Here is a 16367-nt window from a genome sequence, read left to right as displayed (position 1 = left end):
AAACCAGGGGAATGGAAAGAAATGCCTCATCCCTTGATGCCTCCTGTGGTGAGCCCGCTGATGACGCGTTCCTGGAACAGGATGATGAGGATGGCGAGCGGCACGATGGCGACCACCAGTGCGGCTGAGATCACCGGCCATGGAAAGGTGAACTCCCCTTGGTAGAGCAGGATGCCGACCGGCAGGGTGCGGCTGCCCGGCGCGGCATTCAGCGCCAGCGCCAGCAGGAACTCGTCCCAGGCATTGACGAAAGCCAGGATGCCGGCCGTGAACACGCCGGGGGCGGACAATGGCAGCACGATGCGGTAGAGCGCCTGCAGCCTGGTGCAACCGTCCAGCATCGCCGCGTTCTCGATGTCCTTGGGCACCTGCTGGAAAAAGCTCGCGAGCACGAGCGTGCATACCGGCAGGCTTTGCACGGCGTAAGGCAGCACCAGTGCGCCGTAGGTGTTGATCAAGCCCAGCCCGCGCATGATCTCGAACAGGGGCACCAGCAATGTCGCCGGCGGGAACATGGCGATCGCGACCAGTACCGTGAGGATCAGGCCGCGGCGGCGCAGGCGCAGCCGGGTGAGCGCGTAGGCGGCCCCGGTGGCCGCGAACAAGGTCAGCAGGGTGGAAAGCAAGGCCACCGCGAAGCTGTTGCCCAGGAACAGCAGCAAGGGCTGGTCGCTGAACGCATGCACGTAATTGCCCAGGGTGGGGTGCTGCGGCCACCAGGTGATCGGGGTTTGCGCCAGCTCGGCATCGCGCTTGAACGAGGTCAGCAATATCCACAGGGCGGGGAAGAAACCGTTTGCCAATAGCACGGCGGCAGCGATCCAGCGCAAGGGGAGCTTCAGCATTACAGCGCCCCCTTGTAGAGCTTGCGCAGATAGACCGAGCTGACGGCCATGGACAACAGGAACAGCAGCACCGCGAGGGCGGATCCGTAGCCGACATCCATGTATTCGATGGCCGTGGTATTAATCAGGATGGACAAGGTCTCCGTATAGCGCGCCGGGCCGCCCTGCGTCATCGCATAGGGAATGTCGAAGGATTGCAAGGCGCTGATGGTGCGGAAGATCAGTGCGACCATCATGGCCGGCATCAGCAGCGGCAGGGTGACGTGACGGAACGACTGCCAACGGCTGGCGCCTTCCATCGCCGCGGCTTCGTACAGGCTGCGCGGGATGGTCTGCAGGCCTGCGAGCAGAATCAGCGCGACGAAGGAAGAGGTTTTCCAGATGGTGGCGACGCAGATCGCAAGAAAGCCCCATTGCGGTATCAGCAGGAAGGAGACCGGGGCCAGGCCTGCACGTCGCAACAGGTCGTTGACCACGCCGTATTCCGTATTGAAGAACCACGCGAAAATCATGCCGGAAAATGCAAGCGGCAAGGCCCAAGGCAGCAGCAATGCCAGGCGCACGGGCCAGCGCCATTTCCATTCGCGGTTGGCGAGCAGCGCCAGCCCGAGCCCGACGAGCAGCGCGCCGGGAACAGTGACCACGCACAAGGCAATCGTAAAGCGCACGGCGCGCCAGACATCCGGGTCGCGCAAAGCGTCGACATAATTGGCGATGCCCACGAAAACCGGGCCGCTCTCGCTGAACAGGCTGATGGAATAGAGGCTGTCGTGGATGACTTTCGCTACCGGGTAGACCACGATCAGGGCGAGCAGTAGCGCCGCAGGCAGCAACAGCCAGAATGCTAGCGATGACTCACTGACGTCTCTAGGCTGGTCTCGCCGCTGGTTGAAAAATGCGCGCAGGCTCAACGTAATATCCTTTCCAGGCGGCGGCTGATGTCTTCCAGGCCTTCCTCGGCCGTCAATGATCCGGCCAATACGGCCGAGGTCGAGATGCGCAGCACGTCCGACACCTGCGCATAGCGCGCGGTCAATGGGCGAGGCTTGGCACCCAGCAACGCCGGCTTGGCATCCTTGAGCCAGGGGATCACGGCCTGGACCTCCGCATCGTCGTAGAGCGAAAGGTAAGGCGGCAGCAATGCGCCTTGCAGGGTAATGAAGCGCACGCTTTCGGGCGACGCCAGGAAGCGCAGGAAGTCGGCCGTCTGCGCCTTGTTGCGCGAATAATTGGAGAGCGCCCACTGCCATCCCCCCAGGCAGGTTGCATGCTCGCCGCCTTGCACCGCCGGCATGCGGATGATGCCGACCCTGCCTTTGACGCGCGAGTCAGCATCGTTCTGGAACACGCCCCAGGCAAAGCCCCAATTGATGGCGAAGATCGCATTGCCGGCCTTGAACGTGTTCACGGTGTCGCCGGTCTTGACCTCGGCCACGTGACGGCGGATCACGTTCTTGTCGATCAGGCCTTGCCATAATCGCAGGCTGCGCAATGCCGCGGGTTTGTCCAATGCCAGTTTGCCGTTGCTGTCGAGAATGTCCTTGCCCTGGCTCCAGTAAGGCAGCAGGAAGCTGCATACCGTGCCTTCGATCGGCGCTCCCTGGATGGAAAGCCCTTGCAGCGCAGGATTGTTCTCTTGCTTCAGGATGGTCTGCGCGGCTTTTTCTAACTCCTGCCAGGTTTGCGGTGGCGCAATGCCGTATTGCGCCAGCAGATCCTTGCGGTAATACATGAACATGGCGTCGGTCACTGCGGGCAGGGTGTAGAGCCTGCCCTTGATCAGGTTAGTCTGGCGGTAGATGGGCAAGCCGTCGGTGAGCAGCGTTTGCTTTTCCTTGCCGAAATACGGGTCTAGCGGGGCGATCCAGCCAGCGGTGGCGAATTGGTATGGATTGACGATATCCAGCATCAAGGCGTCAAAGCTGGGGTCGTGCGCATTGAGCAGGACGGAAAGGTATTTGCGCTGCAGCTCCGAGGTGGCCGCGCCGCTGCCGATTTCGATGCGGATGCCAGGATGGCTAGCTTCATAACGGTCGGCAAGCGTACGGAACAGGTCTGGGCGTTGCGCCGCGCCGCCGATGAAGACGCGCAGCACCGTTTCCGCCTGCGCAGAAGCGGAGAAGGATACGAGCAGGATGAAGGCAATGAGCCGAAGTGTGCGCGGGAGGCTCATGCCGCTGGCTCCATGTTGCCGGTTTGGCGAGTGGCAATGCGCGTGCCTTGTTCGCCGTCGAACCAGTGCAGGTTGGCATGCGCTACATGGATTTGCAGTTGCTGTGCGGGGGATACCGTCTGGTGGCCGGGCAGGCGCGCCTGCACCGTGTATTGCCCGAGGTTCGCGGTTAATTGTTCCAGCCGCAGCGTCGCAATGGTCTCCGCGCCCAGCGGCTCGATCAATTCAACGGCGGCGTTGAGGCGCAGCGCCGCCTGGCCGTTGAGGGCGGCATCATCGATATGGAGGTGCTCAGGGCGGATGCCCAGGGTGATCTGCTGTTCCGGCTCGATCTCCAGGTGATTGACGGGCACCGATTGCCCGGCAATAAAGGCGGATCGATAATCGGCAGACCATTGTAGCGGCAGGTCTAGCAGGTTCATTGGCGGGGAGCCCATGAAGCCGGCCACGAAGGTGGTGGCGGGAGACTGGTAGATTTCTGCCGGCGTACCCAATTGCTCGATGCGGCCGTGATTGATCACCGCGATGCGGTCGGCCAGCGTCATGGCTTCCACCTGGTCATGCGTGACGTAGATCATGGTCTTGCCGATGCGCTGGTGCAGGCGCTTGATCTCCATGCGCATTTCCGTGCGCAGTTTGGCATCCAGGTTGGAGAGCGGCTCGTCGAACAGGAACAGCTGGGCGTCGCGTACGAGCGCGCGGCCGATCGCCACGCGTTGGCGCTGGCCGCCTGAAAGCGCGGCGGGCTTGCGCTGCAACAGGGGAGTCAGCTGCAAAAGATCCGCTGCGGCGTGCACTTTCTGCTGGATTTCCTGCTTGGGAGTGCCTCGGATGATGAGGCCAAACGCCAGGTTGTCGTAAACTGTCTTGTGCGGATAGAGCGCATAGTCCTGGAACACCAGCGCCATGTTGCGTTCACGCGGCGGCAGGCGGTTGATGCTGCGGCCATCCAGGATCACTTGCCCTTCGTCGGCTTCTTCCAAGCCTGCCAGGATGCGCAGCAATGTCGACTTGCCGCAACCGGAAGGGCCGACCAGCACAATGAATTCCCCTGAGGCGATGTCCAGGTCGATCTCCTGGAGGATGCGCGTATGGGCGAACTGCTTGCCCAGGCGTTGCAGGCTAAGCTTTGCCATGGATACTTGCCTGCATGAAAGCCGACTTCGATATATCCAGGCGAGGCTTTTCCTGAATAAAATACAAATGTTTTGAAAATTTTGAAAACACTGATAATCTCAATGATGTTACCGGTAACATTCGAATGTTCGGGCAAGTGTTTGTATGTTGTCAAAGAATTAAAATGAAAATCAATATTTATAAAAGTTATAAATGGGCGGTTGCCGATGTCGGGTAAGCGCAAGGGACTGGGCAGGGCCACCGTGCATGACGTGGCGAAACTGGCTGGCGTTTCATCGATTACCGTGTCGCGGTATTTCAAGCAGCCGGAAATCGTGTCCGAAGTGTTGCGGGGCCGCATCGCCAAGGCGGTGGCGGCGTTGGACTACCTGCCCAACCATGCCGCGGGCGGCCTGGCCTCGACCCGGGGCCGCATTGTGGCCATGGTGATTCCCAATATTTCGGGGCCCATCTTTGCCAACACCATCCAGAGCTTCAGCGATGAGTTGAACCGGCATGGATACCAGCTGTTGCTGGCGTCGAGCTATTTCTCCATGGAAAAGGAGGAAAGCGCGGTGCGTGCCTTCCTCGGTTGGTCGCCGGCGGCGCTGGTGCTGACCAGCCAGTATCATTCCGAGGGAACCGAGAGGCTGATCGCCAAGGCCGCCATGCCGGTGGTGGAAACCTGGGACTACGTGCCGGAGCGCAAGCCGGTGCAGGTGGGGTTTTCGCATGTGGAGGTTGGCCGGCAATCGGTGGAGTATTTGCATGGCAAGGGGTACAAGCGCATTGCCTATGTGCAGAACAGCCTGATAGGCGACTTGAGCGCGCTTGACCGCCGTGATGGCTACATTGCGCGCATGAACGCATATGGCCTGGAGCCCTGGGTGTTCGTTCCCACCCAGGCCGACCCGTTCGAGGCGGGCCGGCAGGCGGTCAATTCCCTGCTATTGCGCCAGCAGCCTGCCGAAGCCATTGTGTTCGCCAACGACAACCTGGCTGCGGGCGGCATGTTGGCTGGCCTGCGGGCCGGCAAGCGCTTTCCCGAGGATTGCGCCATTTTCGGCTTCGGCAATTATGCTTTTTCCGAAATGCTGCTGCCCAGCCTGACCACCATACGCCCGCCCGCGAGGGAGATCGGCGAGGTTGCCGCCTTGCGCGTATTGCAGGCATTGGGAGAAACGCCGGCGGATGGCCCGGTGCAGCACCTCAACCTGCTGGACTGTGAATTGATTGCGCGCGAGAGCGCTTAACAATGAGTTGTGAATTGAAGGAGCAGTGAATGACTTACCAAGCCGATGAACATCGTTATGAGCAGATGCAGTACCGCCGTTGCGGCAAGAGCGGGCTCAAGCTGCCGTTGCTGTCGCTGGGCTTGTGGCACAACTTCGGCGATAACACCAATATTGCCGTGCAGCGCGACATGCTGCGCACCGCGTTCGACCTCGGCATCACCCATTTCGACCTCGCCAATAACTACGGCCCGCCGTACGGCAGCGCGGAAGCCAATTTCGGCCAGTTGTTCCGGCAGGATTTCCGGCCTTACCGCGACGAGCTGATCATTTCCACCAAGGCGGGATGGGATATGTGGCCGGGTCCCTACGGGCAGGGCGGCGGTTCGCGCAAATATCTGCTTGCGAGCCTGGACCAGAGCCTGCAGCGCATGGGGCTGGACTATGTGGATATCTTCTATTCGCACCGCTTCGACGCGGAAACGCCGCTGGAGGAGACCATGGGCGCCCTCGCCAGCGCCGTGCAGCAGGGCAAGGCCCTCTATGTCGGCATTTCCTCCTACTCTCCCGCAAAGACGCTGGAAGCTTCCAGGCTGTTGCGCGAGTGGAATATCCCCTGCCTGATCCACCAACCCTCCTACAATCTGCTCAACCGCTGGATAGAACGCGGCCTGCTCGACACCTTGCAGCAGGAGGGCATGGGTTGCATCACCTTTACCGCGCTGGCCCAGGGGCTGCTCTCGGACAAATACCTCAACGGCATTCCGCAGGAGGCGCGCATCAACCGCCCGGGCGGCAACTCCATCCCTCCTAGCCACTTGAGCGAGGAAAACCTCAAGCGCATTCACGGCCTCAACCGGATTGCATTGCAGCGCGGACAAACGCTCGCGCAAATGGCGTTGGCCTGGGTGCTGCGCGACGAGCGCGTGACCTCCACCTTGATCGGGGCGAGCAACAGCCAGCAGATCCGCGAGAACGTCGCCGCCTTACAGAACCTTGCCTTCACTCCGGAAGAGCTGGCTGCGATAGACGTCCTCGCCCAGGAGGGAGGCATCGACCTCTGGGCAGGTTCGTCTAGCGACTGGAAATAGCTAGTCGCGGAAGGTTTTTACGTTTTTTGACTGGCAAGGTAGAGAACAATCACAGGCTTTTCTGTATCATGCGCATATGCCGCTGCGCGCAGAAGCTGCGCAGCGTAGCCAAGCAGAATCCGACCTGATGATAGAAACCGACCGTTTAATCGCCCCATCCACCCAAGGCACGCAGGAAGAAGCGCTGGAGCGTGCCCTGCGTCCCAAGGCATTGGATGAATACGTAGGCCAGGAAAAGGCGCGCGGCCAGCTGGAAATCTTCATCAACGCCGCGCGCGGGCGTTCCGAGGCGCTGGACCACGTGCTGTTGTTTGGGCCGCCGGGCCTGGGCAAGACCACGCTGGCGCACATCATCGCCAAGGAGATGGGCGTCAACCTGCGCCAGACTTCGGGTCCGGTGCTGGAGCGCGCGGGCGACCTTGCGGCGCTGCTCACCAATCTCGAACCCAACGATGTCCTGTTCATCGACGAAATCCACCGGCTTTCCCCGGTCGTGGAGGAAATACTCTATCCGGCCATGGAGGATTACCGGCTGGACATCATGATCGGCGAAGGGCCTGCCGCGCGTTCGGTGCGCCTCGACCTGCCGCCTTTCACCCTGGTGGGGGCGACCACCAGGGCCGGCATGCTGACCAACCCTTTGCGCGACCGCTTCGGCATCGTCTCGCGCCTGGAGTTCTACACTGCGGAGGAGCTGGCCCGCATCGTCCACCGTTCCGCCGGATTGCTGGAGGTTTCCATGCAGCAGGAAGGCGCGCTGGAAATCGCTCGCCGCTCGCGCGGCACGCCGCGTATCGCCAACCGCCTGTTGCGCCGGGTGCGCGACTATGCCCAGGTGAGGTCCGACGGCGTCGTCAGCGCCGATATTGCCGATGCCGCCCTGAAAATGCTCGACGTGGACAAGCTCGGCTTCGATGTCATGGACCGCAAGCTGCTGCTGGCCGTGCTGGAGAAATTCGACGGCGGCCCGGTCGGGCTGGATAACCTCGCAGCCGCGATCGGCGAGGAGCGCGACACCATCGAGGACGTGCTCGAGCCTTACCTGATCCAGCAAGGCTACCTCATGCGCACCCCGCGCGGCCGCATCGCCACGCAGCAGGCTTACCAGCATTTCGGGCTCGCCACGCCCGGCAAGATCGGCACCGGAGAACTCTGGCAGCAATGAGCGCAAGTACGGAGTTCCGCTGGCCGGTAAGGGTTTACTACGAAGATACCGATAGCGGCGGCGTGGTTTATCACGCCAATTACCTCAAGTTCATGGAGCGTGCGCGCACCGAGTTCCTGCGCAGCCTGGGTTTCGGCCAGTCGGAACTAAGGGATGATCTCGGGGTCTTGTTCGTGGTGCGCAGCCTTGCGCTACAATACCGCCGTCCCGCGCGCTTTGATGACGCGCTGGAAGTGGTGACGCGGCTCGAGGAGCTTGGGCGCAGCCTCATGAAATTCGAGCAGAAGATATACCGCGGCGAGCAATTGCTGACAGAGGCCACCGTGGATATCGTCTGCATCGATGCGGAACAGTTCAGGCCGGCCATCATCCCGCCTGCCGTGCGAAACCTGGTCAACCCTATATGATCAACCTTATGTGATCAACCCAATGGAGCTTGAATGAATCCTACTGAAGACATGTCGTTTATATCGCTGATCAGCGGCGCCAGCGTGCCGGTGCAGATCGTGATGGCATTGCTGCTGCTCACATCGCTGATCTCCTGGTGGTATATCTTCATCAAATTTTTCTCCATCCGCAGCGCAGACAACGAAGCCGAGGAGTTCGAGCGCGTATTCTGGAAGGGCGGCGATCTCAACCAGCTTTATGAAAGCGTGACGTCGGGGCGCCGCAACACGCAAGGCCTTGCCAGCATTTTCGAGGCCGGCTTCAAGGAATATGCGCGCCTTAAGCGCCAGCCCAGCCTGGACGTCGGCGACGTGACCGAAGGCGCGCGCCGCGCCATGCGCGCCGCCTACAACCGCGAGATGGACGAGCTGGATTCCCACCTGCCTTTCCTCGCCTCGGTCGGCTCGGTGAGTCCTTACATCGGCTTGTTCGGCACCGTGTGGGGCATCATGAACGCATTCCGCGGCCTGGCCAACATGGCCCAGGCCACCCTTTCCCACGTCGCGCCCGGGATTGCCGAAGCGTTGGTCGCTACCGCGATCGGCCTGTTTGCCGCGATTCCCGCCGTGATCGCCTACAACCGCTTTACCGCCTCGGTCGACAGGCTGGCCGTGCGTTACGAAAGCTTTATCGAAGAATTCACCAATATCCTGCAACGCAAAGCATAAGGAGGCCGTGATGAGCCGTCGCAAATCCCGCCGCCTGATGAACCAGATCAACGTCGTGCCCTACATCGACGTTACGCTGGTGCTGCTGGTGATCTTCATGGTCACGGCGCCCATGACCAACCCCGGCATCGTCGAATTGCCGCAGGTCGGGCAGGCGCTCAAGCAGGCGGCCGCGCCTATCGTCATCACCGTCAAGGCGGATGGCCGCGCCGAGATCGAAAGCAAGGTCATGGAACGCGACCAGTTGCTGTTCGAGGTCAAGACCCAGGTCGAGAAGACGCCGGACCGCGCCATCGTGATTGCCGCCGACAAGAACGTGCAATACGACAAGGTGGTGACGCTGATGGACAGCCTCAAGCAGTACAAGGTCGGCCTTTTGCTTAAACCAGCCAATTGATGCATGAGAAAACGTCGAGCCAATCCTTATAAAGCGCGTGCCGCGGCACTTTCGCTGTTCGTGCATTTGCTGTTGCTGGCGCTGCTGCTGGTGTCGTTCGAGTGGAAGACGCAGCAGCCGGTGATGGTGGCCCAGGTCGAGCTCTGGGAGAACCTGCCCGCCGACAAGCCGGTGGCGAAACCGCCGCAGCCGCAGCCTGTTCCCGAGCCGCCAAAACCCGAGCCTAAGCCGGAACCGCAGCCCGAACCCAAGCCAGAGCCAAAACCGGAACCCGCGCCTGAGCCGGAACCGCAGGCAGACATCCAGGTGAAGAAGGAGCCGGAAAAGCCCAAGCCGCCGAAGCCGGAAAAAAAGCCCGAGCCGAAGAAGCCCGAAAAGAAACCTGAACCCAAGAAGCCCGAGCCTAAAAAACCGGAGCCCAAGAAAGAGGACAAGGTCAAGCTGGATGAATTGAAGAAGCTGCAGCAGGAACTGCTGGAAGAAAGCTCGCAGCCCGCGCCGGCGCAAAAACAAGGGCCGACGCAATCGGGCGCCAATGTGGCCAACCAGGGCGAAATCGACAAGTACCTGGGCCAGATCCGCGACAAGATCAGGCGCAACGTGAATCGCCAGCTATGCGGCACAGGCAAGCCGGAGCTCGAGGTCGGTATCAGCCTGATGCCCACCGGCGAGGTGATAGGCGTGCCGCGCATATTGAAGAGCAGCGGCCTGCCTGCGTGCGACGAAGCGATCGAAAGAGCGATCCTGCAGGCGCAACCTTTGCCGGTGCCGGCGCAACCCGACCTGTTTTCGCGCTTCCGCGACCTCAGGCTCAAGTTCCGCCCCAACGAGGATTATTAGCAGCTGATTATCGGTTTGATCGGTAGGCAACAAGCCCCATAGCAAGTCTGTGGGCGAATTTGGTAGAATGTCCGCTGATCAATCGGGGAACTTTGCATTATTTTACTGCCCTAAACCCACATGAATAAATTACGCTTATTTCTCAGCCTCTTAGTTTCCTTCCTGCCATTCGGTGTGACGTCCGGTGCGCATGCCGCCCTGACCGTCGAAATTGTCGGTGGCGCCGCCCAGCAAATCCCGATTGCGGTCGTACCCTTCGCCCAGCAGGGAACGATCCCCGGCCAGCAGGACACGATAGCTAACGTGATCGGCGCCGATTTGCGCCGCAGCGGCCTGTTCCGGGTGCTGGAAACCCGCGGCGTTGCCAACCAGCCCAGCGAACTCAGCCAGGTCAATTACCAGGATTGGGCTTCTATCCAGGCGCAGGCATTGACCATAGGCAATATCGAGACGCTGCCCGGCAACCGCCTTAAAGTGTCTTTCCGCCTGCTGGACGTATACAAGCAGAACCAGCTGGTGGGCATGGAATACAACATCACCCCGGCCCAGTTGCGCCTGACTGCGCACAAGATCGCCGACGTGATCTACCAGAAGCTGACGGGCGAGCAGGGCGTCTTCGCCACCCGCATCGCTTATGTCAGCAAGTCCGGCGGCCGCTATGCATTGCAAGTGGCGGATTCCGACGGATACAACCCGCAGACCGTCGTTTCTTCCGCAGAGCCGATCATTTCGCCCGTCTGGTCTCCTGACGGTACCAAGCTGGCGTATGTATCGTTTGAAAAGAAGAAGCCCATCGTCTATGTGCAATCCTTGGTTTCCGGTCAGCGCACCGTATTGGCGAATTTCAAGGGCAATAACAGTGCGCCTTCATGGTCGCCTGACGGCAAACGGTTGGCGATCGTGCTGACGCATGCAGCTAATTCCCAGATCTACTCCATCAATGCCGATGGCACCGGTTTGCAACAGTTGACGCGCACTACCGCGATCGATACCGAGCCGACATGGTCGCCGGATGGCCGCTATATCTATTTCACCTCCGATCGCGGCGGTAGCCCGCAAATCTACCGCATGGCCTCCAGCGGGGGCGATGCCAGCCGCATGACGTTCGAGGGCGGCTATGTGGTGAGTCCGCGCCTGTCGGCAGATGGCAAGTCTCTTGCTTACATCCGCCGTGACGGCGGCCAGTTCAAGGTCGCCTTGCAGGATCTGCAGAGCGGACAAGTGCAAGTATTGAGCGACGGGCCCAAGGATGAATCGCCCAGCTTCGCGCCGAATGGCCGTATGCTGCTGCACGCCACACGTATCGGCGGTCGCGGCGCGTTGGCGGCCGTGTCCGCCGATGGCCGGGTCAAGCAGCGCCTGAGCGAGAGCGGCGGCGATGTGCGCGAGCCCGCCTGGGGCCCGATCATCAGCCAGTAGGGAATTGAAATAACAAGCAAGTTATTGTAAAAACGGCCGTTATGCTTAGTTGGCGCCGGGTGTTTTTGTAACAACAGGCAAGTTTGTAGTGTGGTAACAGTTGATGGTGTGTCTTACATAATTTAAAGGAGAGAACAAAGTGAACAAGAATATCGTGATCAGTGTATTGCTTGCAGCCATGTTGGCAGCTTGCTCGAGCAAGGCAGTGAAAGAAACTCCACAGGCGGCCGTCGAGGACAAGAGCCCAGTCGCCACTCAAAGCAGCAGTGGCACCACTAGCGATTCTGCTACGAGTGGCGTATCCGACTCCTCCTTGGCAAGCAACCCGCTGAAGGACCCTAACAACATCCTGTCCAAGCGCAACGTGTACTTCGATTTCGACAGCGATGCGATCAAGGCAGAGTTCCGCCCATTGATCGAGGCGCATGCGCAATACCTGAGCTCGCACGGTGATGCCAAGGTGTTCCTGCAAGGCAACACCGATGATCGCGGCACGCGCGAATACAACTTGTCCCTGGGTCAGCGCCGTGCCGTCGCTGTCAAGAAGGTGTTGAACCTGCTTGGCGTGCAAGACGCGCAGATCGAGACAGTAAGCTTCGGCAAGGAAAAGGCGAATGCCGGTTGCGCGGATGAAACTTGCTGGCAGCAAGACCGCCGTGTAGAGCTTCTGTATCAAGGCGAGTAATTCATGATGCAGCGTTTACTGGTTCTGGTTGTAGTCGGTTTTCTCTCGCTGCCTCACTTGGTGCAGGCTGCGCTTTTCGGCGATGATGAGGCAAGGAAAAAGATCGCTGATCTGCAACAGCAGGTTCAGGCCCAGAACCAGGAAACGCAAGCCGCGTTAGCGGAGTTGAAAAAGAGCCAGCAGGCCCTGGAAACCAAAAGCCAGGGCATGTTGGACCTGATGGGCCAGATAGACAGGCTCAACCAGGAAATCAGCCGCCTCAAGGGCGAGCTCGAAGTCGTCAACCACAATATTGAAAATACACAGCAGCGTCAGCGCGATTTGTACGCTGACACTGACGGCCGCTTGCGCAAACTGGAAGAAGGCGGCGTCCCTGCCACCGCTCAGAACGGCGGTGACGAGGGCAACGCACAAGCCGCTGCCAATGGCGATAGCCCCGAAGCGCGCGACCTGGAGGCAGCCAAGGCTTTCGCAGCCTCGGGCAAGTTCAAGGAAGCCTTCGATGCTTATGGCAAGTTCCTGCAAAGCTACCCAGGCTCCCCTTTGACTCCCGACGCATTGCTCGGCTTGGGCAGCGCGCAGTTCTCGCTGAAGAACTACAAGGCCTCCATCAATACCCAGCAAAAGCTGATTTCCCAGCACGCGAACAGCGACAAGGTGCCGGATGCGATGTTCAGCATTGCCAATAGCCAAATCCAGCTCTCGGACGTGGAAGGCGCCAAGAAGACACTGCGTGGATTGCTGGAGAAATTCCCTAACCACGAGCTGGCCCCGAGCGCCAAGCGCCGCCTCAACGTGCTGGACTCGATCAAGTCCAGATAGTTTTCCGTGTTGCGCATCCATGAGATATTCCACTCCCTGCAAGGGGAGTCGTCGCGCGTAGGCCTGCCTACCGTTTTCGTGCGCCTGACGGGCTGCCCGATGCGCTGCGTCTATTGCGATACCGAGTATGCGTTCAAGGGCGGCAGCAATATGTCGCTTGACGAGATCGTGGCGCAGGTCGGCAGTTATGGTGCCAAGTATGTCTGCGTTACAGGCGGCGAGCCGCTCGCGCAAAAGAAGGAGTGTCTCAAGCTGCTCGAGCGCTTGTGCGACGACGGCTACGAGGTTTCGCTGGAGACTGGCGGCGCCATTGCCACCGATGGCGTGGACGAACGCGTCGCCGTGATCCTGGATATCAAGACGCCCGGGTCGGGCGAACTGGCCAAGAACAAATGGGAAAACCTGCAGCGGCTCAAGCCGAATGACGAGATCAAGTTCGTGCTCTGCAGCCGCGAGGATTATGACTGGGCCAAGCAGTTGCTCGCAGAGCACGCCCTCAATGAAAAATGCCAGGTGATATTCTCGCCTGTGTTCAGCCAGGTTACGCCTACCGATCTGGCCGACTGGGTGCTTGCCGACAAGTTGCCTGTGCGCATGCAGGTGCAGCTGCACAAGATCCTCTGGGGCGAGACGCCCGGCAAATAGGCATTCATGGCCGCATCCATGCGGCTGTCATCAAGGAATCAATATATGAGCAAGAGAGCCGTAGTGCTGTTGTCGGGCGGTCTGGATTCCGCCACGGTGCTCGCCATCGCACGCAGCCAGGGCTATGAGGCCTATTGTCTGAGCCTGGACTATCAGCAGCGACATCGCGCGGAGCTGGATGCCGCCGACCACGTCACCGAGGCGCTAGGCGCTGCCTTGCACCGCACCGTGAAGCTGGATTTGTCTGTATTTGGCGGTTCTGCGCTCACGGACGCCTCGATCGCTGTGCCGGAAGCGCCGAGCGAAGGCATTCCCGTGACCTATGTGCCGGCACGCAATACCATCATGCTGTCCTTGGCGCTGGCATGGGCCGAGGTGCTGGACGCGCGCGATATCTTCATCGGCGTGAACGCCCTGGATTATTCCGGTTATCCCGACTGCCGCGGCGAATATGTCCATGCCTTCCAGTCCATGGCCAACCTCGCGACCAAGAGCGCCGTCGAGGGGAGGACGATCACCATCCACGCGCCCTTGATCGATATGACCAAGGCCGAGATCGTCACTCAGGGCGCCGCGCTCGGCGTCGACTACAGCTTGACCGTTTCCTGCTACCAGGCGGATGCCGAAGGCAGAGCCTGCGGCGTATGCGATTCCTGCCGGTTACGGCGCCAGGGCTTTGTCGCAGCGGGCCTGGCCGATCCCACCCGTTATGCGCCGACAGCAAATACTGCATGATTGACTTGCCAAGACTATAAAAAATAACGTAAAATCCGCGCCTTTCAGTCTAATCCAAAGAGAACAAGATTATGGTGATTATTCGTCTCGCCCGCGGTGGCGCGAAGAAAGCTCCTTTTTACAGCGTCGTTGTCGCTGATTCCCGTAACCGTCGTGATGGCCGCTTCATCGAGCGCGTTGGTTTCTACAACCCGCTCGCCAAGGAAGGCCAAGAAGGCCTGCGCCTGAACAGCGAGCGTATCGCTCACTGGCGTAGCAACGGTGCTCAGTTGTCTGACAGCGTCGCTCGCCTGGTTAAGCAAGCTCAAAAGTCTGCTTAATTTGAAGGGCCGCTGTGAAAGCGGTTGCTGCAAGTTGTGAGTGAATTAGTCATTATGGGGCGCATCGTCGCCCCTTATGGCGTTTATGGTTGGGTGAAAGTCCAGCCGGATACCGAGTACATCGACAGCCTGTTTGATTATGACCGCTGGATGCTGGGGCGCGGCGATCCGAAGTACCCCGAACAGTGGCGGCCGTATGAGGTCGAAAAGGCAAAAGTGCATAGCGACCTGCTGCTGGTCAAGCTGAAAGGCGTAGACGACCGCGACCAGGCGTTCGCCTGCAAGGGCATGCATGTCGCGGTGCGCCGGGACGAATTGCCTGAGCCCGAAGAGGACGAGTATTACTGGTCCGACCTGATCGGCCTGCAAGTACGCAACCAGCAAGGCATAGACTTCGGCCAGGTGGCGGATGTATTTGCCACGGGAGCCAACGATGTGCTGGTGGTGAAAGGCGACCGTGAGCGTTTGTTGCCTTTTATCGGCCAGGTCGTACTTGAAGTGGATATCGACGCCAAGACTATCTTGGTGGATTGGGATGCGGAATTTTGAGCGAGGTCGGCCATACGCAGGAAAGGCGCGCCACGCAGTTTGACGTGGTGACCCTGTTCCCGGAAATGTTCGATGCCTTGACCAGGTTCGGCATCAGCTCCCGGGCCCAGGAACGCGGTATTTATGAACTGGCATTGTGGAACCCTAGGGATTTCACGACCGACAATTACCGCACCATAGACGATAGGCCATACGGCGGCGGTCCAGGCATGGTGATGCTGGCCGAGCCGTTGGAAAAGGCGATTGCGGCAGCGAAAATCCGCCAGCAATCGCGCGGTGTGGAGAATCCCAAGGTGATTCACCTGTCGCCGCAGGGCGTACCGCTCAAGCATGAGCACGTGATGCAGTTGAAGGATGCGCCAGGCCTGATATTGCTGGCGAGCCGCTATGAAGGTGTGGACGAGCGTTTGCTGTCCACGCTGGTGGATGAAGAATATTCGATCGGCGACTATGTGTTGTCTGGCGGTGAAATCCCCGCCATGGCGATACTGGACGCGATCATCAGGCAGTTGCCCGGTAGCCTGGGCGACGCCGGTTCGGCAGAGGAAGATTCCTTTGCCGATGGGTTGCTGGATTGCCCGCATTACACCCGCCCAGAGGAGTATGCGGGGCAGAAGGTGCCGGAAGTGCTGTTGTCCGGCAACCATGCCAAGATCAAGCGCTGGCGGCTGAAGCAATCGCTGGCGCGAACCCGGGCAAGACGCCCGGATTTATTGGCCGCAAGGCCGTTGACGAAAGAGGAATCTCGGCTGCTCATGGAAATAGAGCAGGAACAAGATTCCCATAACTAAAAGGAAGCAAAAAATGGCTGATATCATCAAGCAACTGGAACAGGAAGAAATTGCCCGCCTTGGCAAGACCATTCCTTCTTTCGCGCCAGGCGACACCGTTGTCGTTGGTGTTAACGTGGTTGAAGGTACACGTAAGCGTGTACAGGCATACGAAGGCGTCGTGATCGCAATCCGCAACCGCGGCCTGAACTCCTCCTTCATCGTGCGCAAGATTTCCTCCGGTGAAGGCGTGGAACGTACTTTCCAAACCTACTCCCCGCTGATCGCCAGCATCGAAGTCAAGCGCCGTGGCGACGTACGCCGCAGCAAGCTGTACTACTTGCGCGAGCGCTCCGGCAAGTCCGCACGTATCAAGGAAAAGCTGCAACTGCGCGCTCCCAAGGAAACAACCAGCGCAGAATAAGCGTTTGCTTGTTGGCAGTGCAAG

The 16367-nt window shown here is 59.8% G+C and carries 20 protein-coding genes; 16 read left to right on the top strand and 4 right to left on the bottom strand.

Annotated elements, in window-relative coordinates; genetic code table 11:
* Nucleotides 1-26: 26 nt before the first annotated feature.
* The 4 genes from ACJSDX_RS01450 to ACJSDX_RS01435 are packed head-to-tail and all read right to left on the bottom strand — an operon-like array spanning nt 27 to nt 4154.
* Complete coding sequence (locus ACJSDX_RS01450) at nt 27-845, bottom strand: carbohydrate ABC transporter permease (RefSeq protein ID WP_309566119.1); 819 nt, start codon at nt 843-845, stop codon at nt 27-29.
* A complete protein-coding gene (locus tag ACJSDX_RS01445; protein WP_407993171.1) occupies nt 845-1756 on the bottom strand; it encodes a carbohydrate ABC transporter permease in 912 nt (303 codons plus the stop codon). The genes ACJSDX_RS01450 and ACJSDX_RS01445 overlap by 1 nt, the downstream gene beginning before the upstream one ends.
* A complete protein-coding gene (locus ACJSDX_RS01440; protein ID WP_407993170.1) occupies nt 1753-3018 on the bottom strand; it encodes an ABC transporter substrate-binding protein in 1266 nt (421 codons plus the stop codon). Before ACJSDX_RS01440 ends, ACJSDX_RS01445 begins: the two co-directional genes overlap by 4 nt.
* Complete coding sequence (locus tag ACJSDX_RS01435; RefSeq protein ID WP_407993169.1) at nt 3015-4154, bottom strand: ABC transporter ATP-binding protein; 1140 nt, start codon at nt 4152-4154, stop codon at nt 3015-3017. The genes ACJSDX_RS01440 and ACJSDX_RS01435 overlap by 4 nt, the downstream gene beginning before the upstream one ends.
* Before the next feature lie 207 nt (nt 4155-4361).
* Here ACJSDX_RS01435 and ACJSDX_RS01430 point away from each other — a divergent pair, with 207 nt between their 5' ends.
* The 16 genes from ACJSDX_RS01430 to rplS all read left to right on the top strand — a co-directional run bounded on the left by ACJSDX_RS01430 (nt 4362) and on the right by rplS (nt 16343).
* Complete coding sequence (locus ACJSDX_RS01430; RefSeq protein ID WP_407993168.1) at nt 4362-5387, top strand: LacI family DNA-binding transcriptional regulator; 1026 nt, start codon at nt 4362-4364, stop codon at nt 5385-5387.
* Nucleotides 5388-5416: 29 nt separating this feature from the next.
* Entirely contained in the window at nt 5417-6457 is a 1041-nt protein-coding gene (mgrA, locus tag ACJSDX_RS01425; protein WP_407993167.1) for an L-glyceraldehyde 3-phosphate reductase, read from the top strand.
* Between the two features lie 127 nt (nt 6458-6584).
* Nucleotides 6585-7622 (top strand): Holliday junction branch migration DNA helicase RuvB, encoded by a 1038-nt coding sequence (gene ruvB / locus ACJSDX_RS01420; protein WP_407993549.1) that lies wholly within the window; start codon nt 6585-6587, stop codon nt 7620-7622.
* Nucleotides 7619-8029 carry a tol-pal system-associated acyl-CoA thioesterase gene (gene ybgC, locus ACJSDX_RS01415; RefSeq protein WP_407993166.1) on the top strand — a complete coding sequence of 137 codons (411 nt, stop codon included), beginning with the start codon at nt 7619-7621 and terminating at the stop codon, nt 8027-8029. Before ruvB ends, ybgC begins: the two co-directional genes overlap by 4 nt.
* A 33-nt stretch (nt 8030-8062) precedes the next feature.
* The gene (gene tolQ / locus ACJSDX_RS01410) at nt 8063-8737 is read left to right on the top strand and encodes a protein TolQ (RefSeq protein WP_309566126.1); all 675 of its coding nucleotides are present in this window, start codon (nt 8063-8065) and stop codon (nt 8735-8737) included.
* A 10-nt stretch (nt 8738-8747) separates the two neighbouring features.
* Nucleotides 8748-9134, top strand: coding sequence for a biopolymer transporter ExbD (locus ACJSDX_RS01405; RefSeq protein WP_407993165.1), 387 nt, complete (start codon nt 8748-8750; stop codon nt 9132-9134).
* A gap of 3 nt (nt 9135-9137) precedes the next feature.
* A complete protein-coding gene (gene tolA / locus ACJSDX_RS01400; RefSeq protein ID WP_407993164.1) occupies nt 9138-9974 on the top strand; it encodes a cell envelope integrity protein TolA in 837 nt (278 codons plus the stop codon).
* Between the two features lie 120 nt (nt 9975-10094).
* A complete protein-coding gene (gene tolB, locus ACJSDX_RS01395; protein ID WP_309566129.1) occupies nt 10095-11393 on the top strand; it encodes a Tol-Pal system beta propeller repeat protein TolB in 1299 nt (432 codons plus the stop codon).
* Nucleotides 11394-11532: 139 nt separating this feature from the next.
* Complete coding sequence (gene pal / locus ACJSDX_RS01390) at nt 11533-12078, top strand: peptidoglycan-associated lipoprotein Pal (RefSeq protein WP_407993163.1); 546 nt, start codon at nt 11533-11535, stop codon at nt 12076-12078.
* 3 nt (nt 12079-12081) lie between these two features.
* Nucleotides 12082-12900 carry a YbgF trimerization domain-containing protein gene (locus ACJSDX_RS01385; RefSeq protein ID WP_407993162.1) on the top strand — a complete coding sequence of 273 codons (819 nt, stop codon included), beginning with the start codon at nt 12082-12084 and terminating at the stop codon, nt 12898-12900.
* A 6-nt stretch (nt 12901-12906) separates the two neighbouring features.
* Nucleotides 12907-13545, top strand: a complete 639-nt coding sequence (gene queE, locus ACJSDX_RS01380) for a 7-carboxy-7-deazaguanine synthase QueE (RefSeq protein ID WP_407993161.1) — start codon at nt 12907-12909, stop codon at nt 13543-13545.
* A 45-nt stretch (nt 13546-13590) separates the two neighbouring features.
* Nucleotides 13591-14280 carry a 7-cyano-7-deazaguanine synthase QueC gene (queC, locus tag ACJSDX_RS01375; protein WP_407993160.1) on the top strand — a complete coding sequence of 230 codons (690 nt, stop codon included), beginning with the start codon at nt 13591-13593 and terminating at the stop codon, nt 14278-14280.
* Nucleotides 14281-14351: 71 nt separating this feature from the next.
* A complete protein-coding gene (gene rpsP, locus ACJSDX_RS01370) occupies nt 14352-14600 on the top strand; it encodes a 30S ribosomal protein S16 (protein ID WP_309566134.1) in 249 nt (82 codons plus the stop codon).
* Nucleotides 14601-14654: 54 nt separating this feature from the next.
* Entirely contained in the window at nt 14655-15149 is a 495-nt protein-coding gene (gene rimM / locus ACJSDX_RS01365) for a ribosome maturation factor RimM (RefSeq protein ID WP_407993548.1), read from the top strand.
* Nucleotides 15146-15940 carry a tRNA (guanosine(37)-N1)-methyltransferase TrmD gene (trmD, locus tag ACJSDX_RS01360; protein WP_309566136.1) on the top strand — a complete coding sequence of 265 codons (795 nt, stop codon included), beginning with the start codon at nt 15146-15148 and terminating at the stop codon, nt 15938-15940. Before rimM ends, trmD begins: the two co-directional genes overlap by 4 nt.
* 13 nt (nt 15941-15953) lie before the next feature.
* Nucleotides 15954-16343 carry a 50S ribosomal protein L19 gene (gene rplS / locus ACJSDX_RS01355; protein WP_309566138.1) on the top strand — a complete coding sequence of 130 codons (390 nt, stop codon included), beginning with the start codon at nt 15954-15956 and terminating at the stop codon, nt 16341-16343.
* Nucleotides 16344-16367: the final 24 nt, after the last annotated feature.

It is taken from the genome of Methylobacillus draconifructus (assembly GCF_045984355.1).
Classification (GTDB): Bacteria; Pseudomonadota; Gammaproteobacteria; order Burkholderiales; family Methylophilaceae; genus Methylobacillus; species Methylobacillus flagellatus_A.
The sequence above is the reverse complement of the archived record's forward strand: the minus strand, read 5'-3'. Positions and strand labels throughout refer to the sequence as shown.

Coding starts and splice junctions, on each gene's coding strand:
- ACJSDX_RS01450 (WP_309566119.1), bottom strand. CDS start 845: ATGCTGAAGCTCCCCTTGCGCTGGATCGCTGCCGCCGTGCTATTGGCA.
- ACJSDX_RS01440 (WP_407993170.1), bottom strand. CDS start 3,018: ATGAGCCTCCCGCGCACACTTCGGCTCATTGCCTTCATCCTGCTCGTA.
- ACJSDX_RS01435 (WP_407993169.1), bottom strand. CDS start 4,154: ATGGCAAAGCTTAGCCTGCAACGCCTGGGCAAGCAGTTCGCCCATACG.
- ACJSDX_RS01430 (WP_407993168.1), top strand. CDS start 4,362: ATGTCGGGTAAGCGCAAGGGACTGGGCAGGGCCACCGTGCATGACGTG.
- mgrA (WP_407993167.1), top strand. CDS start 5,417: ATGACTTACCAAGCCGATGAACATCGTTATGAGCAGATGCAGTACCGC.
- ruvB (WP_407993549.1), top strand. CDS start 6,585: ATGATAGAAACCGACCGTTTAATCGCCCCATCCACCCAAGGCACGCAG.
- ybgC (WP_407993166.1), top strand. CDS start 7,619: ATGAGCGCAAGTACGGAGTTCCGCTGGCCGGTAAGGGTTTACTACGAA.
- tolQ (WP_309566126.1), top strand. CDS start 8,063: ATGAATCCTACTGAAGACATGTCGTTTATATCGCTGATCAGCGGCGCC.
- ACJSDX_RS01405 (WP_407993165.1), top strand. CDS start 8,748: ATGAGCCGTCGCAAATCCCGCCGCCTGATGAACCAGATCAACGTCGTG.
- tolA (WP_407993164.1), top strand. CDS start 9,138: ATGAGAAAACGTCGAGCCAATCCTTATAAAGCGCGTGCCGCGGCACTT.
- tolB (WP_309566129.1), top strand. CDS start 10,095: ATGAATAAATTACGCTTATTTCTCAGCCTCTTAGTTTCCTTCCTGCCA.
- ACJSDX_RS01385 (WP_407993162.1), top strand. CDS start 12,082: ATGATGCAGCGTTTACTGGTTCTGGTTGTAGTCGGTTTTCTCTCGCTG.
- queC (WP_407993160.1), top strand. CDS start 13,591: ATGAGCAAGAGAGCCGTAGTGCTGTTGTCGGGCGGTCTGGATTCCGCC.
- rpsP (WP_309566134.1), top strand. CDS start 14,352: ATGGTGATTATTCGTCTCGCCCGCGGTGGCGCGAAGAAAGCTCCTTTT.
- rimM (WP_407993548.1), top strand. CDS start 14,655: ATGGGGCGCATCGTCGCCCCTTATGGCGTTTATGGTTGGGTGAAAGTC.
- rplS (WP_309566138.1), top strand. CDS start 15,954: ATGGCTGATATCATCAAGCAACTGGAACAGGAAGAAATTGCCCGCCTT.